At 51.7% G+C, this 20,890-nt stretch carries 18 protein-coding genes; 4 read left to right on the top strand and 14 right to left on the bottom strand.

Features of this window, described 5'->3' with window-relative positions:
• The first annotated feature begins 144 nt into the window (after nucleotides 1-144).
• The 3 genes from EVJ30_RS01595 to EVJ30_RS01585 all read left to right on the top strand — a co-directional run bounded on the left by EVJ30_RS01595 (nucleotide 145) and on the right by EVJ30_RS01585 (nucleotide 4,104).
• Nucleotides 145-1,680 carry a Ppx/GppA family phosphatase gene (locus EVJ30_RS01595; RefSeq protein ID WP_131467833.1) on the top strand — a complete coding sequence of 512 codons (1,536 nt, stop codon included), beginning with the start codon at nucleotides 145-147 and terminating at the stop codon, nucleotides 1,678-1,680.
• Nucleotides 1,677-3,842, top strand: coding sequence for an RNA degradosome polyphosphate kinase (locus EVJ30_RS01590; RefSeq protein ID WP_131459022.1), 2,166 nt, complete (start codon nucleotides 1,677-1,679; stop codon nucleotides 3,840-3,842). The genes EVJ30_RS01595 and EVJ30_RS01590 overlap by 4 nt, the downstream gene beginning before the upstream one ends.
• 91 nt (nucleotides 3,843-3,933) lie before the next feature.
• Nucleotides 3,934-4,104 carry a DUF1427 family protein gene (locus EVJ30_RS01585; RefSeq protein ID WP_021065708.1) on the top strand — a complete coding sequence of 57 codons (171 nt, stop codon included), beginning with the start codon at nucleotides 3,934-3,936 and terminating at the stop codon, nucleotides 4,102-4,104.
• 37 nt (nucleotides 4,105-4,141) lie between these two features.
• On the opposite strand, the gene EVJ30_RS01580 is transcribed toward EVJ30_RS01585, so the two are convergent.
• The 5 genes from EVJ30_RS01580 to EVJ30_RS01560 all read right to left on the bottom strand — a co-directional run bounded on the left by EVJ30_RS01580 (nucleotide 4,142) and on the right by EVJ30_RS01560 (nucleotide 9,803).
• Complete coding sequence (locus EVJ30_RS01580; RefSeq protein ID WP_131459021.1) at nucleotides 4,142-4,711, bottom strand: hypothetical protein; 570 nt, start codon at nucleotides 4,709-4,711, stop codon at nucleotides 4,142-4,144.
• A gap of 3 nt (nucleotides 4,712-4,714) precedes the next feature.
• Entirely contained in the window at nucleotides 4,715-5,617 is a 903-nt protein-coding gene (locus EVJ30_RS01575) for a deoxyribonuclease IV (RefSeq protein WP_131442975.1), read from the bottom strand.
• Nucleotides 5,618-5,702: 85 nt separating this feature from the next.
• Nucleotides 5,703-7,046 (bottom strand): DEAD/DEAH box helicase, encoded by a 1,344-nt coding sequence (locus tag EVJ30_RS01570; protein WP_070327008.1) that lies wholly within the window; start codon nucleotides 7,044-7,046, stop codon nucleotides 5,703-5,705.
• 61 nt (nucleotides 7,047-7,107) lie between these two features.
• Nucleotides 7,108-8,043 (bottom strand): sugar ABC transporter substrate-binding protein, encoded by a 936-nt coding sequence (locus EVJ30_RS01565; protein ID WP_131467831.1) that lies wholly within the window; start codon nucleotides 8,041-8,043, stop codon nucleotides 7,108-7,110.
• On the bottom strand, nucleotides 8,040-9,803 hold the full coding sequence (locus EVJ30_RS01560) for a sensor histidine kinase (RefSeq protein ID WP_131467829.1): 1,764 nt from the start codon (nucleotides 9,801-9,803) through the stop codon (nucleotides 8,040-8,042). Before EVJ30_RS01560 ends, EVJ30_RS01565 begins: the two co-directional genes overlap by 4 nt.
• Nucleotides 9,804-9,923: 120 nt before the next feature.
• Here EVJ30_RS01560 and EVJ30_RS01555 point away from each other — a divergent pair, with 120 nt between their 5' ends.
• Entirely contained in the window at nucleotides 9,924-10,877 is a 954-nt protein-coding gene (locus EVJ30_RS01555) for a 4-hydroxy-3-methylbut-2-enyl diphosphate reductase (protein ID WP_131459018.1), read from the top strand.
• Nucleotides 10,878-10,924: 47 nt separating this feature from the next.
• Here EVJ30_RS01555 and EVJ30_RS01550 read toward each other — a convergent pair whose 3' ends face one another.
• The 9 genes from EVJ30_RS01550 to glyQ form a co-directional block, all read right to left on the bottom strand.
• Nucleotides 10,925-12,037, bottom strand: coding sequence for a Nif3-like dinuclear metal center hexameric protein (locus EVJ30_RS01550; protein ID WP_131467827.1), 1,113 nt, complete (start codon nucleotides 12,035-12,037; stop codon nucleotides 10,925-10,927).
• Entirely contained in the window at nucleotides 12,037-12,753 is a 717-nt protein-coding gene (locus tag EVJ30_RS01545; protein ID WP_131457997.1) for a tRNA (adenine(22)-N(1))-methyltransferase, read from the bottom strand. Before EVJ30_RS01545 ends, EVJ30_RS01550 begins: the two co-directional genes overlap by 1 nt.
• Nucleotides 12,754-12,851: 98 nt before the next feature.
• On the bottom strand, nucleotides 12,852-13,190 hold the full coding sequence (gene cccA, locus EVJ30_RS01540; RefSeq protein WP_070327002.1) for a cytochrome c550: 339 nt from the start codon (nucleotides 13,188-13,190) through the stop codon (nucleotides 12,852-12,854).
• A gap of 132 nt (nucleotides 13,191-13,322) precedes the next feature.
• Nucleotides 13,323-14,417, bottom strand: coding sequence for an RNA polymerase sigma factor RpoD (gene rpoD / locus EVJ30_RS01535; RefSeq protein WP_016508087.1), 1,095 nt, complete (start codon nucleotides 14,415-14,417; stop codon nucleotides 13,323-13,325).
• A 35-nt stretch (nucleotides 14,418-14,452) separates the two neighbouring features.
• Entirely contained in the window at nucleotides 14,453-16,270 is a 1,818-nt protein-coding gene (gene dnaG / locus EVJ30_RS01530; RefSeq protein WP_236635961.1) for a DNA primase, read from the bottom strand.
• A 110-nt stretch (nucleotides 16,271-16,380) separates the two neighbouring features.
• Nucleotides 16,381-17,223 (bottom strand): pyruvate, water dikinase regulatory protein, encoded by an 843-nt coding sequence (locus tag EVJ30_RS01525; RefSeq protein ID WP_131467930.1) that lies wholly within the window; start codon nucleotides 17,221-17,223, stop codon nucleotides 16,381-16,383.
• Nucleotides 17,210-17,839 (bottom strand): transcriptional regulator CcpN, encoded by a 630-nt coding sequence (gene ccpN, locus EVJ30_RS01520; protein WP_070327000.1) that lies wholly within the window; start codon nucleotides 17,837-17,839, stop codon nucleotides 17,210-17,212. Before ccpN ends, EVJ30_RS01525 begins: the two co-directional genes overlap by 14 nt.
• A gap of 21 nt (nucleotides 17,840-17,860) precedes the next feature.
• Nucleotides 17,861-19,915: a glycine--tRNA ligase subunit beta gene (gene glyS, locus EVJ30_RS01515; protein ID WP_131467825.1), complete on the bottom strand. Its 2,055-nt coding sequence runs from the start codon at nucleotides 19,913-19,915 to the stop codon at nucleotides 17,861-17,863.
• Complete coding sequence (gene glyQ, locus EVJ30_RS01510) at nucleotides 19,908-20,810, bottom strand: glycine--tRNA ligase subunit alpha (RefSeq protein ID WP_016508054.1); 903 nt, start codon at nucleotides 20,808-20,810, stop codon at nucleotides 19,908-19,910. Before glyQ ends, glyS begins: the two co-directional genes overlap by 8 nt.
• Nucleotides 20,811-20,890 lie beyond the last annotated feature (80 nt).

The raw sequence follows: 20,890 nt of genomic DNA, 5'->3' as shown, positions 1-20,890 counted from the left end.
TTGGCGTCTGTATTATACAGAATATTATTAAATGCTTCAAGTTTGAGAAGATCGCGGCGCTCGTCGTCACGCCTTCACACAAAATCAAGATGAGTTTGTCTAGTGTTCGTTGTACACTAGAGGTATCGCAGAGGGGGATTTACCGTGGAAAAAAAATTAGCAGTCATTGATATCGGGTCAAACTCGATTCGCAACGTCATTTTTGAAGTGAATCGACACGGCCAATATTTCGAACGGTTGAACGTGAAAGAAGTCGCTCGGCTCTCGAGTCACATCACCGATGCGAACGAACTATCCGAAATGGGCATCCAATCGTTAATCGAGACACTCGACCATTTCATCAGTCTGAACAAGCATCATGGCGTCAAAGAGATGTTGCCGGTCGCGACCGCAGCCATCCGCAACGCCAGCAATTCTGAAGCGATTTTAAACGAGGTCCTTGACGCGACCGGGATGGAGATCCGCTTGTTGAGTGACTATGAAGAGGCGTATTACGGATACTCGGCCATCGTCAACTCGACTTATATCGAAGACGGCTATTCGGTCGACATCGGCGGCGGCTCAATGGAAGTGACTTACTTCAAAGACCGCGAGCTCGTCTTTTATCATAGTTTCCCGTTCGGTGCCGTCACGTTGACGAACGATTTTATGTCAGGCGACACGCTCTCGAAAGATGAGCGGAAACAACTGACTTCTTTCTTGAAGAAGGCGTTCAAAGACATCGAGTGGCTCGTCCCTCACGGTGTTCCGCTTGTCGGCGTCGGCGGGACCGCCCGTAACCTCGTCCGCGTCGAACAGTCGTTGTCCCACTTCCCGCTTGAAGGCATCCATCAATATACGCTCGGTGCCGACCGGCTTCACGAAGTCGTCGATGAACTGATCGACATGTCGACGAAACAACTCGGACGACTCGATGGCCTGTCAAAAGACCGGATGGACATCATCGCTCCGGCCGTGACCGCAATCGATGAACTGGCCCGCTATTTAAAAGTGCCTGAGTTTACGATGAGCAATAACGGTCTGCGGGAAGGGCTATTTTATGAATACTATTTAAAAGAGAACAACGAGATCCGTTTCGCTGATGTCAAAGAAGAAAGTTTCCGCCACTTCGAGAAACAATACGACGTCGACCCGGTCCGGCATCGTCATCTCGTCCATCTGGCCCGTCAAATTTATATGGGCTTGATCGAGGCGAAGACGATCAAACCAAAACCGTTCGAACCGGGACTGTTAGAAGCAGCTTGCCGTCTCGCTTACGTCGGTGAATACATCGACCATAACAACAAGAGCGACCATACGTTCCATTTGATCACGACAAATGACTTTAAAGGCATGAACAACGAAGACCGGCTCGCCCTGGCACTCGTCACGTCTTACAAGTCCCGGCGCCTGCTCGAACAGCATATCGAGGGCTTTCCTGAATGGTTCGACTCGAAAATGTTAAAAAGTCTAGAGCTGATCGGGTCAATCGTCAAACTTGTCGACGCGCTCGATTTGACCGAGCGTCAAGTCGTCGAGGACATCGACGTCGAGACAACAGACGACGGGCTTGCCTTCACCCTTCAAACAACGACGTCCCCGCGCTTTGAACTGCAGCGTGGCATCCGTCACAAAAAGCATTTAGAACGCGCGATCGAAACGACGATCGAGCTACGCGTAGAGGAGAGGATTACTTTATGACAACTTACTTACCCGAACATTTTAACAACCGCGAATTGAGCTGGCTCAGCTTTAACGAGCGCGTGCTCCAAGAAGCGATCGATGACCGCAATCCGCTCATGGAACGTCTCAAATTCCTCGGCATCTTCAGTGCAAACCTCGATGAGTTCTACATGGTCCGTTTCGGAGGACTGAAAGACGAGGTGCTCGCCGGATTCAACCAACCGGAGGACAAGGCCGGGCTGACACCGAAGCAGCAAATTAAAGCGATCTCGATCAAGGCTCAAGAACTCGTCGAAGTCCAGTATGCGACGTATAAAAAAATCGTCAAACAGCTCGGAAACGAAAACGTCCGCTTTTTACGTCCGAAGAACTTGAACAAAGAGCAGCTTAATTTCGTCAAACTGTATTTCCGGACCCACGTCTTCCCGGTCTTGACACCGATCGCGGTCGATGCGTATCGCCCGTTCCCGATGCTGTTGTCAAAATCGCTCAATATTGCCGTCGAAATCTCTTCGACCGCCGAAGGCAAAAAGCGACTCGCCCTCGTTCAAGTACCGGCCGTCCTACCGCGTTTTCTCGAACTGCCGACAGAAGACGAAGAACATGCCGATTTGATGTTGCTCGAAGACGTCATCATCCAATTTATCGATTCGCTCTTCAAAGGCTTTGAAGTCGAGTCGACGATGCCGTTCCGGATCACCCGCAACGCTGACATGCCGTTCCATGAAGAAGGCAGTCACGATGTGTTGAAACAGATCGAGAAAGAATTGAAGAAACGCCGTTACGGCGTCGGCATCCGCCTCGAGGTCCAACAACGTTCACTCAGTAAAGAACTGTTGTTTATGCTACAAGACGTCCTCGATCTGCACGAGCGCGATATTTTCGTCGTCGACGGACCAATCGATTTGACGTTCTTGTTTGGCATCTACAACAAGATCGGGATCGAATATGACGAGATGATCAATGAGACGCTCATCCCGTTCGTCCCGGAAGGACTCGAGCCCGGCAAGGACTTGTTCAAGGCCGTCTTGAAAAAGGATTACTTGCTCCATCACCCATACCATTCGTTCGACCCGGTCGTCCGCTTTATCGCTCAGGCCGCGAAAGACCCGAACGTCTTGGCCATCAAGCAGACGCTTTACCGTGTGTCTGGCGATTCACCGATCATTAAAGCGCTCACTGACGCTGCCGAGAGCGGCAAACAAGTCACCGTCCTCGTCGAACTGAAGGCCCGGTTCGATGAAGAGAAGAACATTCAATGGGCGAAACAGCTCGAGAAAGCCGGGGCCCACGTCATCTACGGCTATAAAGAGTTAAAAACGCACTCGAAGATCACGCTTGTCGTGCGGATTTTAGAAGGAGGTGTCCTCCAACGCTTCGTCCACCTCGGTACCGGTAACTACAACGACTCGACGGCGAAGCTTTATACGGACATCGGCTTGTTGACAACAAATGAGGACTTGGCCGAAGATGCGACCAACTTCTTCAACTGGCTCTCCGGTTACGGTGAACGACCGTCTTGGCATGAGTTCGAGACGTCGCCTGACGACATGCTCGACTTCTTCCTTCATAAGATTGAAGACGAAATCAAACTGCATGAGAAGTATGGGAACGGTCGCATCGTCGCCAAGATGAACTCGCTCACCGACAAGTCGATCATCACGAAGCTGTATGACGCGTCTCAGGCCGGGGTCAAGATCGATTTGATCATTCGCGGCATCTGTTGCCTGCGGCCCGGCATTAAAGGTGTCTCGGACAATATTCGTGTCGTCTCGATCATCGACCGCTATCTAGAACATTCTCGCATCTTCTATTTCTATCAAAACGGGAAAGAAGACTTGTATTGCTCGTCTGCGGACTGGATGACCCGAAACATGAAAAAGCGCATCGAGATCTTGTTCCCGATCCTAGATGCGGGTCATAAGTCATACATTAAAGACATGCTCGCGCTACAGCTCGTCGACAACGTCAAAGCGCGGATCCAACGCGCCGATGGCAGTTACGTCTACATCAAACAAGAGCCCGGCCAAGAGAAAATTCAATCGCAGATCATTATCCATCAATATACAGGCGGCCGTTGGAACAACATCCCGAGCGTCTTCGAACGGGAGCCGTCGAACTGGGCCGAACGTGAAGTGCTTCGCCTTCGGGCCGAAAATGAGAAAATGACTGATGACTGATGTTAGACTTCTCAAACGAGAAAGAACATTGTATAATTAGTTCGATTAGTCAGTTGAAACGCTTTCATTTTCGAATATGGAGGAATCATTCATGCAAGAAATCTTACTCTCGTTGCTCGCCGGCCTCATCTGTGGCATGATTTTCACTGCCTTGAAGTTGCCGTTGCCTGCCCCCCCGGTCTTGCCTGGCGTCATCGGAATCTTTGGCGTCTTTCTCGGGATGAAAGTTTACCAATTCGCGCTCGCGAACTGGCCATTTTAAACAAAAAGAACGATGCCCGCGGGCATCGTTCTTTTTGTTACTCTGCATGATGGATCGCCTTATGACAAGTCGGACAGACCCACATCCCGCTGTCCCCTTCAAGATGGTACTCTAGCAGACGATGGGCCATCGCCCCATACCTGTCTGTCAAGTCGACTCCACAGCTCGTACAAGCCGTGACGGAAGCGATACGGTGCATCATCATTCGTTCCCGGGCTAGATGCGTCTCGTACGTTTGCCGTGTCCAGCGTTGGGATGGGACTTGATAACCGCGGTCCCACATATCTTTTAACGTCGCATATGACGTCGACACGTCGTACATACCACTCTTGAGCAGCGGATGATGAAAATCAAGGCCGACTAAATCGACGAGACAATAGTCTCGAACTTCATCGTCGGGACGCGTTCGCCAATACCGGTCGTCGGGGCGCGTCATCGTCTCGACGAGCATGATCTCGACTTCCGCGACGATCCCATATCCAACGACTTCGATCAAGGCTGGTCCCTCAACGCTTCCTTCAATGTAAAACGGGCTCTGCTCGCGAAAGTATGTCGGGAGCGCCGCCCATACGTCATACGTCTCTGGATCGATCTTTAGCACGCTCATCGCTTATTGATGCGCGAGCGCGAATCGTTCGCGCCATTCGGCGTCGAACGCGCCTAACCGGAACATGTCAATCTCTTGCTTATACGGCGCGACTTTCGTCTTCTCGCTGATTGGAATGTAAGGTGTTTCAAGAATTTTTGGCAAATGCGCGAACGCCTCATGATGGATGATTCGGTTCAACGCGTCAAAACCGATCTCCCCGTAGCCGATATTTTCGTGGCGGTCTTTTCTCGCCCCGCGCACGTTTTTCGAATCGTTGACGTGGATGACGCCGAGTCGGTCGATTCCGACGATGCGGTCAAACTCGGCAATCACGCCGTCTAAATCCCCCACGAGATCATACCCGGCGTCATGGACGTGGCACGTGTCGAAACAGACCGACAGCCGGTCGTTATGCGTCACTCCGTCGATGATCGTCGCGAGTTCTTCAAACGTCTTCCCGAGTTCGCTTCCTTTTCCTGCCATCGTCTCGAGGGCGATCTTCACCGTCTCGTCTCCGGTCAGCACTTCATTCAAGCCTTCGATGATGCGAGCGAGACCGACGTCTTCGCCGGCACCGACATGGGCACCTGGGTGAAGGACGACGTGACGGGCGACTTGTAGCGCCTCGGCCCGCTTGATTTCAGCCGCCAAAAACGAGACCGCGAGTTCGAACGTCTCGGGTTTCGTCGTATTGCCCAGGTTGATGATGTATGGGGCGTGGACGACGATCTCCTCGATGTCATGCGCCGCCATGTGGACAAGCGCCGCTTCGATATTTAACTCCTCGATCGGTTTACGGCGCGTGTTTTGAGGCGCGCCCGTATAGACCATCATCGTCGTCGCACCGTACGAGACGGCTTCCTCACTGCCAGCGAGCAGCATCTTCTTACCTGAAACCGAAACGTGTGAACCAATTTTTAACATAGTCAACTCTCCTTCGCAATCTTCTGCCTTTAGTGTACACAAAAAGAAGAACCGACTCCATGAAGTCGATTCTTCTGTTTAGTGATTACCGTCTGTTCTTCTTACGGGTCTCACGACGTTCCGTGCGCTGTTGTTGCATATGCTCACGCGAAGCCGTCTCTTTCAATTTATACTTGAACTTCTTCTTGTAGCCTGGTTTGACTTTCTTCTTCGCCTTCTTGATCTCACCGGCCATACGGCTGTGCGCCGTGTGCGATACTTTCATCTTACGGTCGGTCACGCGGCGTTTACGAGTCTTGATCTCTTGGAGCGTCCCGCCTTTGACATCGACATGTGTGAACGCGAAACCACGCTCTTCAAGTCGATTGATCGGGCCGTTCTCGTGATCTTCATACAGCGTATACGCTTCTCCGGTAGCACCGGCACGACCGGTCCGGCCGACACGGTGTGTGTAGAAGTCGAGATCTTTCGGGATACCGAAGTTGATGATGTGCGACACACCTTTAATATCAATCCCGCGGGCAGCCAAGTCGGTTGCGATCACGTATTGATATTTTGCATCGTTAATGTCTTTGATTGCTTGCTTGCGTCGACGGGCTTGCATGTCGCCATGAAGCGTCCCGACGTTGAGGCCTGCCTCCTGGAACGACTTCTCGAGCTCATCCGCGTCTTGTTTCGTGTTCGTGAACACGAGGCAGACGAACGGATTGATCGCTTTGGCCACTTCGACCGTCAATTCTTTGCGATCGCGGTGACGGACCGGGATGACGTGGTGCTTGATCTTCGGTGCGACGCGGTGCTCGGCACTCGCTTCTGCATAACGCGGGTCATGAAGATATTTCTTCAAGAACGGCTCGAGCTTCTCTGGGATTGTTGCTGAGAAGACCATCGTTTGCAGTCTTTCCGGAAGCGACTGCGCGATGCGGTCCACTTCTGGCAAGAAGCCCATATCAAGCATTTGATCGGCTTCATCGACGACGAAATGTTTGACTTTATGCGGGAACAACGCCTGAACTTTCATCAAGTCGAGTAGACGGCCTGGCGTCCCGATGATCAACTGTGGTGGGTTTTTCATCTTGTCGATTTGACGTTCGCGGTCAGTTCCACCGACGATCAAACTCGTCTTAATATAGTCAGGCTGCTTCACGAGGAGTGTTTTCAACTCTTCGTGGATCTGCCAGGCGAGTTCGCGTGTCGGTGCGACAACGATCGCCTGGACTTCGTGTTCGCTCGGGTCGATCGATTCTAAAATAGGTAAGAGGAACGCGAGTGTCTTCCCGGTCCCGGTTTGTGATTTTCCAATGATGTCACGGCCATTCATCGCGGCTGGAATAATCCGTGCCTGAATGTCCGTTGGGTTAGTGATGCGCTTTTCTGTCAAGGCATCGACGATAAACGGTAACAATTTGAACTGTTGGAAGCTGTTCAATCGATACACCTCCTGTTTCTTTCCACTTTTCCTAGCATAGCGGAATCTAGTTATTTGTCAATTAATCTTTACCGAGTCCTTCATACAAGTAACTCGATGAATAGTAGTGCGCCGAGATTTTTTTACCGCTCAAATGCTGTTCGAGCGCTTTGAACCCGACTTCAATCATTTCGTTCGGGGATTGCACGACCGTCGCATCGACTTTCCCGCTATGAATCAACGGGTAAATCTCTGTCACACCGTCTACCGACACGATTGTCTTGTCATTTAGTCCCTTGCTCTCGAGCGCCCTTACGACCCCGAACGTGTTGTCGTCGTTATGGGAAAACACGGCGTCGAACGGGATGTCTTCCTCGAGCCAACGCGACATCTCGATCTCGGCTTGGAACGTATCGTAGTTACCCGTGAGCGAGGCCACGACCTCGAGGTCGTCATGGGCTTTATCGTACTCGGTCAACCCAAGGCTACGGTCGATGGTCGAGCGGACTTTTGCCGTTCCCCGCACTTCGACGACACGGATCGGCCGACCGAGTGCGGTATGTTGGGCGGCAATATGGTTGGCGGCCATCCGCCCGATTTCAACGTTATCGGACACGACGGACGTGAGCACGCTATCGTGGTCGATCATCCGGTCGATCGCGATAATCGGGATGCCATTCTCTCTCGCCTTTTCGAGCGATGACTGTATGAACGTCTCGTCAAGCGTCGTCACGAAGATGGCTTTGACACCGCGTTCGATCAAAGAATCCAATTTCTCTTTTTCTAAGACACGTGAATCTTCACTTGTCGTCGGAATCGGAATGAACCCTTTTTGATTGGCTGTTCGTACAAAGGCGGCTAACAACTTATTGGCGTGTTCGTGTTTTTCACTGACGAACACGAAGCCGACCTCATTGTTCGTCGTCACGCGTTCCGGCAACTGGATCGACGTGATCAATAAAATCGTCATGGCCCAGACGACGGGAATCCAAAGCCAGTAATAGCGGAAGCCTTTCATACGTCTGTCCGCCTTGGGATTTTAATCATCATCGCCGTACCTTCTCCTTCAACGCTCTCGATCTCCATTTGACCGTTTACGGCTTTTAATGATTCTCGAATCATATACAGCCCTAGCCCGTTGCCGTTCTCTTTCGTCGTATAGAATGCCGACCCGACCGTGTTCACTTGATCTTTCGTCATCCCGATCCCGTTATCCTCAATCAAGAACCGATAATCCCGCTCCGTGAAGAGGACCGTGACCGTGACGCTACCGTCCGCCCCTTTTGAATCGACGGCTTCGACGGCGTTTTTAAACAAGTTGTAGATGGTTTGGACGAGCATGTCGCTCGAACAGTAGAACGGCGGCATCTCGTTCGGAACAATCAGTTCCCACTTCGTCACCCGTTTATAACATTCGGCGTCGAGTAAGAACTCGAGCCGACTCGCAAATTCGGTCATGTCGAGCCACTCTTCTTGAAGCTTGGATTGATCTGGTTTGGCGAGCGTGAGCATCGTCGTAATCAAATGGTTAGCCCGATTGAGCTCGGACAGTGCAAGGTCGAGCATTTCTTCACTACCATGACCTTCTTTCGCCATCTGCAAGGTGATTTGGACAGGTGTGAGCGGGTTACGGATCTCGTGAGCGATCCCGGCCGCGAGTTGACCGAGCGAGGCGAGCTTCTCTTGTTGGAGCAAGAGCTGTTGTTGGCTCAACTGCTCACGTCGAGCCGTCTCCATCCGATTCGAGTAGTCGTTATACGTATCGAGGAGCGTCTGGACTTCTTTTGAACCGGTGCGTTCGAGTAAAATCGGTTCGAGTGACTGTTGTTTCTTGATGTTTTGAACGAGTTCGAGCAGCGGGCTCGTCAATGTCTTAGAGAGAAGGAGACCGACTAAAATACTTAAGAAGAAAGTGACGAGTGTAATCATCAAATATTGCCAGCGTGTATCGTAGACCGCCTCATACACCGAATCCGTGCTATGCTTGGCCAATACGCTCCATCCGTCCACTCGAGCGTCCGGTTCGAACATGATGACGTCGTCGTCGGTACTTAAAATCGTCCGAACGTCATACTCATCCGTCGTTTCGACGATTGAGCGTGATAACCTTCGCTCAGCATCCGTGACGAGGTTAAACGATGTCGATAACACTTCTCCCCGCTCATTTAAGAGATAGAGAATCATGTCATCGTTCGTGGATTCGAGCATGCGCCGATAGAGGTCCGAGTTAAGCACACTGATACTGCCACCAAACATGCCAATCGGTCGGTTGTCCTCGATGACTGGTACGTAAAGATACGTGCCGGCATCACCAGAAATCGATATCGGGTCACTCATGAATACATTGTCGCCGTTCGAGGTGATGACTTCTTTAAATTTCGGATCAGCCTTTAACGTCATCGCGGGGACTTGCCGTTGCGAATACCAAGTGAATTCATCTTCTCGTAAATCATAGTAAAAGATCGAAGTGAAACTCGTTCGTTGGTTCAAGTAACCCGTCCGAATCCGCTCTTCAATCCAAGTTTCGTTTCCAACATAAGCACCAAGGTAGACGAGGTCTTCATACAATTTCCCAAGCCTTGTCTCGAGGTTCTCGATACTCCCATCAATCGCATAGTCAAATTGTTCTTTCGCCAATTCTTCCGCGCGGGACACCGTCACGCGATCGGCAGAGAAAGCTAGTGATGAGATGACGAGTCCAAGAATGATAAAGATAATAAATGTGATTTGAAAGAAGTACGATTTTCGAACTTCAAGCAATGTTCTCAAGCGTTCCACGGTGTCCCTCCTTTCTAACCTTAAGATTATAGCATGAATACACGCAATTCTTTTCGTATTTTCGAAACAATGTTAGACTAATACGTAGGAAAGCATCGCGAAAGGAGCGTTCATCACGAAATGAAAGTTAAAAAAATTAGCCCACGCGGATACTGCTATGGCGTCGTCGATGCCATGAAATTAGCGAATGAAGCCGTGGCCAACCCAGATTTACCACGGCCTATCCATATACTCGGTATGATCGTCCATAACCGTCACGTCACCCAAGCGTTTGAAGACTTAGGCGTCAAGACCGTAGACGGCGAGGATCGGATGCAAGCAGTTGAAACAATCGACAAAGGGACCGTCGTGTTTACGGCCCACGGTATCTCCCCGCTCGTTCGGAAGCGTGCCATCGAAAAAGGACTGACGATTGTCGATGCGTCTTGTCCTGACGTTCTCGTCACGCACGATTTAATTCGTGAGAAGACAGCGGCCGGCTACGAAGTCATCTATATCGGCAAGCACGGTCACCCCGAACCTGAAGGCGCGATGGGTGTCGCCCCTGGAAAAGTCCATCTCGTCCAGTACGAGAGCGATTTTGAGGCGTTGCCAGATCGTTTGTTAGACGCAAACATTCTCGTCACGAACCAGACGACAATGAGCCAATGGGACGTTTCGGCATTGATCGACCTCATTCAAGAACGCTATCCTCACGTCGAGGTGCATAACGAGATTTGTAACGCGACACAAGTTCGTCAGGAAGCAGTCGCCGAACAGGCCGGCGACTGCGACTTGCTCATCGTCGTCGGTGATCCGAAATCGAACAACTCGAACCGTCTCGCCCAAGTCTCTAAAGAGATTGCCGGGACGAATGCCTATCGCATCGGTGATTTGAGTGAGCTCGATCTCAATTGGCTTCAAGACGTCGAAACGGTCGCGGTCACATCGGGCGCGTCGACACCGACACCGATCACGAAAAAAGTCATCGACTTTTTGACGCAGTACGACCGTGATGACTTGAGCACACACGACAAGACACCTTATCTCGAACTACGAAACATCCTGCCGAGAGTGAAGGCGCTTCGCAAATGACAAGCAACCCCCGTCCTCATGCATGAGGACGGGGGTTGTGTTCGGTTTCAGCGGAACTTAAAAGGGTTCGTGTTCGTAGCGGAAACGAGGAGCTCGACCTCGAGTTTTGCTGCCGTGAACTTCTGTTGCAAGACGTCGACGACGCCTTGTTTCATGACGCTCTCGACGTGATGACCCGGGTCGACCACGGCGAGCCCGAGCGCCATCGCGTCGTGGGCGACATGGAAATATAAGTCACCGGTCACGTAGGCGTCGGCTCCCTTGAAGTGCGCGGCCGAGACGTACTTGTTGCCGTCACCACCGAGCACGGCCACTTTTTTGATCGTTCGGTCCAAGTCGCCGACGACCCGCACCGCTTCGACACCAAAGCTTGCTTTGACATGTTCAGAAAATTCAGCGAGCGTCAGCGGCTTGTCGAGTCGACCGATGCGGCCGAGACCTAGGACAGGCCCTGCAATCTCATCCCGAATCAAGTCATGAGCGACCTCTTCGTAAGGATGAGCGTCAAACATCGCTTTTAACACCCGCTTCTTCTTACTTTCGGTAACGATCGTCTCGATCTTCACTTCATCGACTTGCTCCGTTTTCCCGATTTGCCCGAGGTACGGGTCGGCCAAGTCGAGAGGGGTGAACTGCCCTTTCCCTGTGACCGTGAATTGGCAATCGCCGTAATTCCCGATCCGACCGGCTCCGGCCTTGCCTAACGCTTTAGACACGGCGGACTGATGTGTCTCCGGGACGAAGACCGACAATTTATACACCGGCTCTTCATACGTCGGGACGAGCACTTCGGTCTCATGTAATCCGAGTGCCTCGCTCATCCAGTCGTTGACCCCACCCTCACAGACGTCTAAATTCGTATGGGCGACGTAGACGGCGATGTCGTTTTGAAGACATTTCATGACGATTCGACCGGCGGCGTTGCGATCGGTCACTTGGGTGAGCGCACTAAAGATCGGCGGATGATGCGCGATAATCAAGTCCACCTCTTGTTCGATGGCTTCGTCGACGACCGACTCGAGCACGTCGAGCGTGACCATGACCCGATTCACTTGTTTATTCAGCGTACCGATCTGCAGGCCGATCTTGTCGCCTTCGACCGCGAGGTGTTTCGGCGCGAACTCTTCAAACAGTTGGATGATATGATTTCCGTTTGCCATCACTGACTCACCTCTCTCATTTTGTCGCGTAACGTTTTGAACTCCTCCTGCTTCCGGACGAGCGCCTCGGTCTGGGCGCCTGCGGCCATTTGACCGAGCACGTAATCCAATTTGTCCGCTTCCCGGCCCCACTTCAACTTGAACGGTTCAGGACGAGTCTTCAGCAACTCCGGCCCGAACATAAGCTGCCACGTCCGCTCCGCCTCGTCCGCACTGTAACGCGTTTCTGTGCCCCGCTCTCCGACAAGAATCTCATATATTTTATCGTTCTCCTCGACGATCGTTTCCGTGACGAGCGTAAAACCTGATACAAGCAACCATTCCCGAACTTGCTGTCCATCGACGTTCGGTTGCAGCACGAGTCGTTCGACCGCGCCTAACTTATCCCGTCCGTTCTCTAAGATCGAGCGGATCAAGCTTCCGCCCATCCCACAGATCGAGATACATGTTGCCTCGTCTTCATTCAGGACCGCCAATCCGTCACCGAGCCGGACGTCAATCTTGTCCGATGCGCCGATCAAATCGACTTGGGCTTTGGCCGCTTCCATCGGTCCTTGATTCACTTCTCCGGCGATGGCCCGGTCGATGATTCCTTGCTGTACGAGATAACACGGGACGTAAGCGTGGTCGGAACCGATATCGGCTAAAATGCTTTTAGCTGGTATAAAATCGACGACTCGTTTCAGTCGCCGGTCTAACGTGACTTGTTCTTGCATGGGGACAACTCCTTTTGTCTACTTCTTCTTCTTTAGGGTAACGAAATATTCTTGTCCGGACAACAAAAAACGTACCCCAGAAGGAGTACGCCTCACCCTTATTGTTCGATCAACCATGTCGCGAGCACGTCGGCTTCTTCGGCAGACGCGAGACCGGCCGGCATTGTACCTTGACCGTTGACGATGATGTTCGCGATTTCTTCAGCAGACAAACGTTCTCCGACTCCAGTCAACGCCGGACCGACGCCACCTTCAAGATTTCCGCCGTGGCAACCTGTGCAGCCTTTAGCAGCGTACAAGTCTTCCGGGTTCATCTCGGTGACGGCTGGACCTTCAGCGGCTTGTTGCGCTTGGTTTACGCCAAAATACGATAATGAGACCATAGCGATGATTGCGACGATCGCAATCGCTGCAAACGGTAACAATGGATTACGCATTGTATTTCCCCCTCATGTTCTTTCCAAATTTCTACCCATCACTATTTTACTCAAAAAACAATAAAGAAGGAAGGAAAATCACTCATTTTCCTTCCTTTCTTCTAAAACTTCACATTTTATTCAAAAACACGATTAATCGAGGAAGTCTTTCAAGCGTTTCGAGCGACTCGGGTGACGGAGCTTCCGTAACGCCTTCGCTTCGATTTGACGGATCCGCTCACGCGTGACCCCGAACACTTTACCGACTTCTTCGAGCGTGCGCGTCCGACCGTCATCAAGCCCGAAGCGGAGACGGAGTACGTTCTCTTCTCGGTCTGTCAACGTATCGAGCACGTCTTCGAGTTGTTCTTTGAGCAGCTCGTAGGCTGCTGCATCCTGAGGTGCCATCGCATCTTGATCTTCAATGAAGTCACCGAGGTGCGAATCGTCCTCTTCACCAATCGGTGTTTCAAGCGACACCGGTTCTTGCGCGATTTTTAAAATCTCACGAACTTTCTCAGGCGTCAATTCCATTTCCTTGGCAATCTCTTCAGGAGCCGGCTCACGCCCGAGGTCTTGCAACAATTGACGTTGAACACGGATCAATTTGTTGATCGTTTCGACCATATGGACCGGAATCCGGATCGTTCGGGCTTGGTCGGCGATGGCACGTGTGATCGCTTGACGAATCCACCACGTCGCATACGTCGAGAACTTGAACCCTTTCATGTAGTCGAACTTCTCGACTGCCTTGATCAGACCCATGTTTCCTTCTTGGATCAAGTCAAGGAACAACATACCGCGACCGACATAGCGTTTCGCGATCGAGACGACGAGACGAAGGTTGGCTTCAGCGAGACGTTTTTTCGCCTCGTCATCGCCTTGCTCGATTCGCTTCGCGAGTTCGGTCTCGTCTTTGGCACTCAACAAATCGACACGGCCGATTTCTTTCAAGTACATCCGGACCGGGTCGTTGATTTTAATTCCTGGCGGTACAGCCAGATCATTCAAGTCGACCTCTTCGTCTTCTTTTTTCGTAGGAGTCTCTTCGGCATCGGCCGCATCTTCTGTGACGCGGATGTCTTTGCCTTCTAAATCTTCAATGAAGTTATCGATAAAATCTGAATCGACCTCAAAATGGCTGAGGCGATCCTGGATCGCTTGCATCGATACGACACCCTTCTTTTTCCCCAACTTTTCAAGTTCGTCTATGGCGTTAAATAAATCCTCTTTTTTCTTCTCTGCCATCTAGCAGTTCAACTCCTTCCAAACTTCCTTCACGTTCATCGTTCACGTAAGCGGCGACTCCGGGTAATCAATTCTTGTAGCTTCGATGCCTGGTCTACTATACTTTCGGCATCCTGCCCGATTTCCCTTTTTGCTCGCTCGATTTGACGCTGTTCCTCATAACTGTTTATCACCTTAATGTATTCATCTAAAACCTCTTCAGTCAGATCATCAGGCGCTGACATGAGCCGAATCTCTGCATAGCGGTTGGCATAGTCAGGACGTTGGTCGCAGTGACGCTCCATAAAAGGCGGCATGACCTGCTCAAACTCTTCAAGCGTCATATCTTCTGAAACGATCTCATAAAACGCCGTCGCCAACATGCGATGAATCTCATCTTGGTAAGCTAGGCCGAGTCGGTCGCGGACGAAGCGAACCCGTTCCGGTCCGCTGAGCATCGCCCGTAACAGTAATTTTTCGGCCTTCACAAAACGTGGTTCATTCGCTTTACTCGATCGTTTACGGATTGGTTCTGGTTCACGAACCGCTGGCGATGCCTGCACTTGGCTCGACACCGGTCGCGGCATTCGATTCGCTAGCGTTTCGACAGGAATGTCAAACTCGTTCGCCAATTTTTTTAAATATAAATCGCGGCGAATCGAGTTGTCCGTCTTGCTGATTTCCCCAAGCATCGCTTCAATAAACCGAATCCGTTCTCCTTCTCGATTCATATTTTTCCCGCGCCGAAGCGTCCGGTTCATGAAATCGAGGACGGATAAGCGTTCCGATTCGACAAAACGTTGCCATTGCTCCCGACCGTTCGTCCGAATATAATCATCCGGGTCCGTCTTCTCCGGTAGCATGAGCACTTGGACGTCGAGCGGATACGCCTCGAGCATGCGAACGACTTTGAGCGTCGCCTCTTGTCCGGCATGGTCTCCGTCGTAACAAATCACGACTTCATCGACCATCCGTGACAACGCCCGGGCATGCTGCGATGAAAATGCCGTCCCGAGTGAAGCGACGACCTCGGCCGTCCCGGCTTGGGCGACTTGGAGGACATCGACGTTCCCTTCGACGAGGAGCACCCGTTTTTGTTTCCGCATCGATGCACGTGCTTGTGAAAATCCAAATAACAGCTCACTCTTGTTAAAGAGTGGTGTCTCCGCCGTATTTACATACTTGGGCTGTCTGTCGTCAATCGCACGGCCGCTAAATCCGACGATTGTGCCGTCTCGATCCGCAATCGGAAAGACGACTCTTCCTTCGAACCGGTCAAAATATTCACCGGATCTAGATTTAGAAATAAGTCCTGCCTCGACCATGACTTCTAGGTCGAACCCTCTTCGCTCGAGTGAATCGACGGTGAAGCGGCGTTGATCAGGGGCGTATCCGATTTTGTACTGCCCGATCGTCGTCTCGGCCAAACCGCGTTCACGTAAATACGTCAAGCCGACTTCTCCGGCCTCGGTTTTCATCAATACCTCGTGATACAGGTCGGCGATGATCCGATGAGCATCACGCATTTGTTTACGAACGACTTGATCGCGTGTCAGCTCTTCGTCACCGGCCACCCCTTCTACAGCGATGTTTGCCCGTGTCGCTAAGCGCTCAATCGTTTCCGGGAAGGACAACCCTTCCGTTTCCATGACGAACGTAAAGACGTTCCCGCCAGCACCGCAACCGAAACAATGATACATGCCTTTTTCAGGCGATACGGAAAAAGAAGGACTATTTTCCGAGTGGAACGGACAAAGTCCGACAAGACGGTGGCCTTGTTTCTTCAATTCAACGCGTTCACTGATCAAGTCCACGATATCCGTGGCTTGTTTCACTTCCGCAATGACTTCATCCGGTATCCGTGGCAACTCCACCACTCCCTATCCAATCTCGCAACGAAACGGAACGCTCACCACGTTCCGTTTCACTATCGTGTCAATACTCTATTATACCGTTAACACGCGTCGATTACTAATGCGAGCGCTCAGTCATCTTTCGACTGTTCAAGCTGACGTAAAATGATCCCTGCCGTCTCTTCGACCGCCTTATTCGTCACATCGATGACCTCGCAGCCGATTCGTTCGTATATCCCTCGCGCGTACTCGAGTTCCCGATTGATTCGCTCGAGTTGAGCGTAATCCGCTTCCGGTTTTAAACCGAGCGATTTCAAACGCTCCATTCGAATCGAAATCAACTTGTCCGGCGAAATGATCAAACCGACACACTTATCCGGTGACAGCTCAAACAGTTCTTCCGGCGGACGCGACTCCGGCACGAGCGGGACGTTAGCGACTTTATAACGTTTTAGCGCCAAATATTGTGACAGCGGCGTCTTCGATGTGCGAGACACACCGACGAGGACGATATCAGCCTTTTTCAAGCCACGCGGATCGCGTCCGTCGTCATACTTGACGGCAAACTCCATCGCCTCGATTTTACGGAAGTAATCCTCGTCTAGACGATAGATCAGACCCGGTTTCTCACGCGGACTCTCCCCCAGTTTTCCCGATAAGATGTCGAGGAGATCACCGAGCAGGTCGATCGTTTTGACGTCATACGCTTTACCGAGTGACACGAGCAATGAGCGATGTTCTTCGTTAACGAGCGTGAAGGCGATCACCGCTCCTTGGGCTCTAGCCTGCGTGACGACATCATGAATCGTCTGTTCGTCTTCGACGAAAGGAATCCGGAGTGTCTCGATCGCATTCTCATGGAATTGGATGCTTGCCGCCCGGACGACGAGCTCACACGTTTCTCCGACAGAGTCACTCACGACAAATACGAGTTGTTTGTTTATCAAACCAATTTCCTCCTCAGAACGATTCATCGTTGGCAAGTGCAATCAACACCTTGGTCATGTTCGTCTTCGTCATTCGGCCGAGCACGATGAGCGAACCATCCTTCTCTTCGACGACAGGCATGGCGTCAATCTGTTTCTCAATCAACTTCATCCCGGCCCGAATGAGCGTCTCACCTTTTTCACAAACGGTAATATTCGGCATCCGTGTCATAATGACGTTGACAGGCAATTGGTCGAGGTCCTGATTGCCGATGGCCGCCCGCAGTAAATCTTTGCGGGACAACACCCCGACAAGTTCATTGTCTTTTCCGACGACGAACAACGACCCGACATCTTCTAAGAACAACGTGACGACCGCATCATACACGGTCATTTCATTGCTGACGACTTTCGCGGACGACATGAAATCACCAACGGTCAGCGAATCAAGTTTTTCGCGGAGCAGCGATGAATTTCGTTTGCCGACGAACGTGTAGCCGACGCGTGGTCTTGCTTCTAATATTCCAGTCATCGTCAAAATGGCAAGATCAGGGCGGAGCGTGGCACGGGTGAGCGATAACTCTTGAGCAATCTGCTCTCCCGTGATCGGTCCGTTCACTCTCACAATCTCAACAATCTTCTGTTGGCGTTCATTCAGCTGCATAGCCAACCCCCTCTAGTTTGATCAGAGTACGAGCGCGCTGAAGTCAGCAACACGCTCGATCGTCGTAGCGAGTCGCTTCATCTCACTGAGACGATTATGGCGAATCGTTTCTACGTCGCTCATGACCATCGTATTTTCAAAATAAGCACTTATCGGTTGTTCAAGCGCTCGAAGTGATGTGATGGCACGCATGTAGTCGCCCACTTCGACCGCTTCATGTGTCTCGGGCAACGTTGATTCGACCGCGGCGTGAAGGGCTTTCTCTTCAGCATTCTCAAACAAGGCCGGATCCACTAGTCCTGGTTCGCCTTTTTTAGCGATATTGACGACGCGCGTCAACTGCTCGATCAACTGTTTCGCCTCGTCTGACAGCATGTTTTGAACCGCCTCCGCGCGAGCGTCGAGCTGTTCGACAGTCAGACCAGTCGTGAGAACGGCGTCAATCACATCGTATCGTACTTGTCTCTCTTGCAGACGATACTTCAAGCGGAGCATAAAGAAGTCATTAAGTTGCGCCTTGACTTGTTCTTTATCGGCATCATAAAGTCCTGCTTCCACCTGAGATTCGACAACTTGTGAAAGTAATTTGTCGACTGGTAGATCGACGTGCCAATCTCCAAGAATTTGAACGACTCCTTGCGCTTGGCGGCGAAGGGCGAACGGATCTTGTGAACCGCTTGGAATCATGCCGACCCCGAAGAACGCAGCAATCGAATCGAGTTTATCCGCGAGTGCGAGCGCGGCCCCCGTCGGCATGGCCGGTGAAGCGTCTCCGGCGAAGCGTGGCATATAGTGCTCACGGATCGCGGCCGCAACTTCTTTGTCCTCACCTTGCTGGAGTGCATACTTTTCTCCCATCACGCCTTGAAGCTCGGTAAATTCGTAAACCATCTGGCTAACGAGGTCGAATTTATGGATTTTCCCAGCGCGTTCGACTTTCTGAGCATCGGCATTGAACAGTGGAGCGAGCGTGAGCGCGAGTTGTTGGACGCGGCGAACTTTCGCGCCTGTCGTCCCGAGCTTCTCATGAAAGACGATGCGATCGAGACGGTCGAGCTGGTCGTCGATTTTCGTCTTTTTATCTTCTTCATAGAAGAAGACGGCATCGGCGAGTCGTGCCCGGATGACTTTCTCGTTCCCTTTGGCAACGTTTTGCAGATGGTCTGCGTTACCGTTACGAACCGTCACAAAATAGTGTTGGAGCGTGTCACCGATATAGACTGGGAAATAGCGCTGATGCTCTTTCATCGTCGTGATCAACACTTCTTCAGGAAGGTCGAGGTAGCTCGCGTCAAACTCACCGAACAGGGCTGTCGGCCATTCGACGAGGTTCGTCACTTCTTCAAGCAACGACGCGTCAAGTGGCACCGTCCATCCTTGTTCATTCGCCAACTGTTCGATTTGACGTTCGATGCGTTCGCGACGGTCGTCGTAAGATGCGACGACAAACTCTTGTTCGAGCGTGGCCACATAGCGGTCAGGTGATGAGATTGTCACGTCGCCTTTACTTAAGAAGCGATGTCCGCGTGTCACGTTACCTGTTTGGACGCCCTCGATCTCGAAATCGATCTGTTCTGTCCCAAACATGGCGACTAACCAGCGGATCGGACGCATGTAGCGGAGGCTGCTCGTACCCCATTTCATATTTTTCGGGAACGTCATGCCGCGGACGACGTCTTCAAGGCCGCCAAGTAATGAAGCCGTCGGCTGACCTGACTCGTGACGATCTGCGAAGACGTATTCGACCCCTTTTTCTTCCGCGAAGTAAAGGTCGTCGACTGACAGTCCGCGTCCACGCGCAAATCCCGCTGCCGCTTTCGACCAGTTTCCGTCTGCATCTTGCGCAATCTTTTTAGCCGGTCCCCGGAGCGTCTCCGTCAAATCTTGTTGACTCTCCTCGACGTCACGAACGAGTACAGCGAGACGACGTGGTGTCGAATAGACCGTGACAGCTCCGAAGTCGACGCGGGCGTCCGACAAGAACGCCGCCACGCGCTCTCCTAACTGTTTCTCCGAGCGGAGCACGTATTGGGCTGGTAGTTCTTCAAGTCCAATTTCTAGTAAAAGGTCACGCATCCAAGGCACCTGCTTTCTCTTGATTAAGGAGTGGGAAGCCGAGGCGTTCCCGTTCTTCGATAAATTTGGCCGCACATGCCCGCGACATGTTGCGGACACGTTGGATGAAACCGGTCCGTTCCGTCACCGAGATCGCGCCTTTCGCGTCGAGCAGGTTGAACGTGTGCGAGCATTTTAAGATGTAATCGTACGCCGGGAAGACGAGGTTTTCCTCGAGCGCCCGCTTCGCTTCTTTCTCATACGTATCGAACAACGTGAACAACATATCGACGTCTGACAGCTCAAACGTGTACTTCGAGTGTTCAAACTCTGGCTGATAGAAAATATCGCCATACTTGAAACCGTCTGTCCAGACGAGGTCGAACACACTCTCAACTTCTTGAATATATGACGCGAGACGTTCGAGACCGTACGTGATCTCGACGGCGATCGGGTCGCACTCGATCCCGCCGACTTGTTGGAAGTATGTGAACTGGGTGATTTCCATCCCGTTCAACCATACTTCCCAACCGAGTCCGGCCGCACCGAACGTCGGGTTTTCCCAGTTGTCCTCGACGAAGCGAATGTCGTGTTCGAGCGGGTTGATACCGATCAACTCCAAACTCTCCAAATAGAGTTCTTGAATGTTGTTTGGGGACGGCTTCATGATGACTTGGAATTGGTGATGTTGATACAGACGGTTCGGGTTTTCCCCGTATCGACCGTCAGCCGGACGGCGTGACGGCTCCGTATAACAAACGTTCCACGGCTCTGGTCCGAGACTCCGTAAAAACGTCATCGGGTTCATCGTTCCGGCCCCTTTTTCTACGTCATACGCTTGCATCGTCAGGCAGTTTTTCGACGCCCAAAAATTTTGCAACGTGAGAATGATTTCTTGCACCGTTTTGTGCTTCATATGTGACACCTCCAAAAGTATTGAAACGACAAAAAACGCCCCTATGTGCCATGCACATAGGGACGGGATTACCCGCGGTT

The sequence above is a fragment of the Exiguobacterium sp. SH5S13 genome, assembly GCF_004337085.1.
Taxonomy (GTDB): Bacteria; Bacillota; Bacilli; order Exiguobacteriales; family Exiguobacteriaceae; genus Exiguobacterium; species Exiguobacterium aurantiacum_A.
The sequence above is the reverse complement of the archived record's forward strand: the minus strand, read 5'-3'. Positions and strand labels throughout refer to the sequence as shown.

Bases quoted from the DNA above. Each gene is read 5' to 3' on its own strand.
- glyQ (WP_016508054.1), bottom strand. From the start codon at position 20,810: ATGAAGCACAAAACGGTGCAAGAAATCATTCTCACGTTGCAAAATTTT.
- EVJ30_RS01575 (WP_131442975.1), bottom strand. From the start codon at position 5,617: ATGTTAAAAATTGGTTCACACGTTTCGGTTTCAGGTAAGAAGATGCTG.
- rpoD (WP_016508087.1), bottom strand. From the start codon at position 14,417: ATGGCAGAGAAGAAAAAAGAGGATTTATTTAACGCCATAGACGAACTT.
- EVJ30_RS01590 (WP_131459022.1), top strand. From the start codon at position 1,677: ATGACAACTTACTTACCCGAACATTTTAACAACCGCGAATTGAGCTGG.
- EVJ30_RS01580 (WP_131459021.1), bottom strand. From the start codon at position 4,711: ATGAGCGTGCTAAAGATCGATCCAGAGACGTATGACGTATGGGCGGCG.
- EVJ30_RS01565 (WP_131467831.1), bottom strand. From the start codon at position 8,043: ATGAAAGGCTTCCGCTATTACTGGCTTTGGATTCCCGTCGTCTGGGCC.
- EVJ30_RS01550 (WP_131467827.1), bottom strand. From the start codon at position 12,037: ATGGCAAACGGAAATCATATCATCCAACTGTTTGAAGAGTTCGCGCCG.
- glyS (WP_131467825.1), bottom strand. From the start codon at position 19,915: ATGCGTGACCTTTTACTAGAAATTGGACTTGAAGAACTACCAGCCCAA.
- cccA (WP_070327002.1), bottom strand. From the start codon at position 13,190: ATGCGTAATCCATTGTTACCGTTTGCAGCGATTGCGATCGTCGCAATC.
- EVJ30_RS01585 (WP_021065708.1), top strand. From the start codon at position 3,934: ATGCAAGAAATCTTACTCTCGTTGCTCGCCGGCCTCATCTGTGGCATG.
- ccpN (WP_070327000.1), bottom strand. From the start codon at position 17,839: ATGCAGCTGAATGAACGCCAACAGAAGATTGTTGAGATTGTGAGAGTG.
- EVJ30_RS01545 (WP_131457997.1), bottom strand. From the start codon at position 12,753: ATGCAAGAACAAGTCACGTTAGACCGGCGACTGAAACGAGTCGTCGAT.
- EVJ30_RS01555 (WP_131459018.1), top strand. From the start codon at position 9,924: ATGAAAGTTAAAAAAATTAGCCCACGCGGATACTGCTATGGCGTCGTC.
- EVJ30_RS01525 (WP_131467930.1), bottom strand. From the start codon at position 17,223: ATGAATCGTTCTGAGGAGGAAATTGGTTTGATAAACAAACAACTCGTA.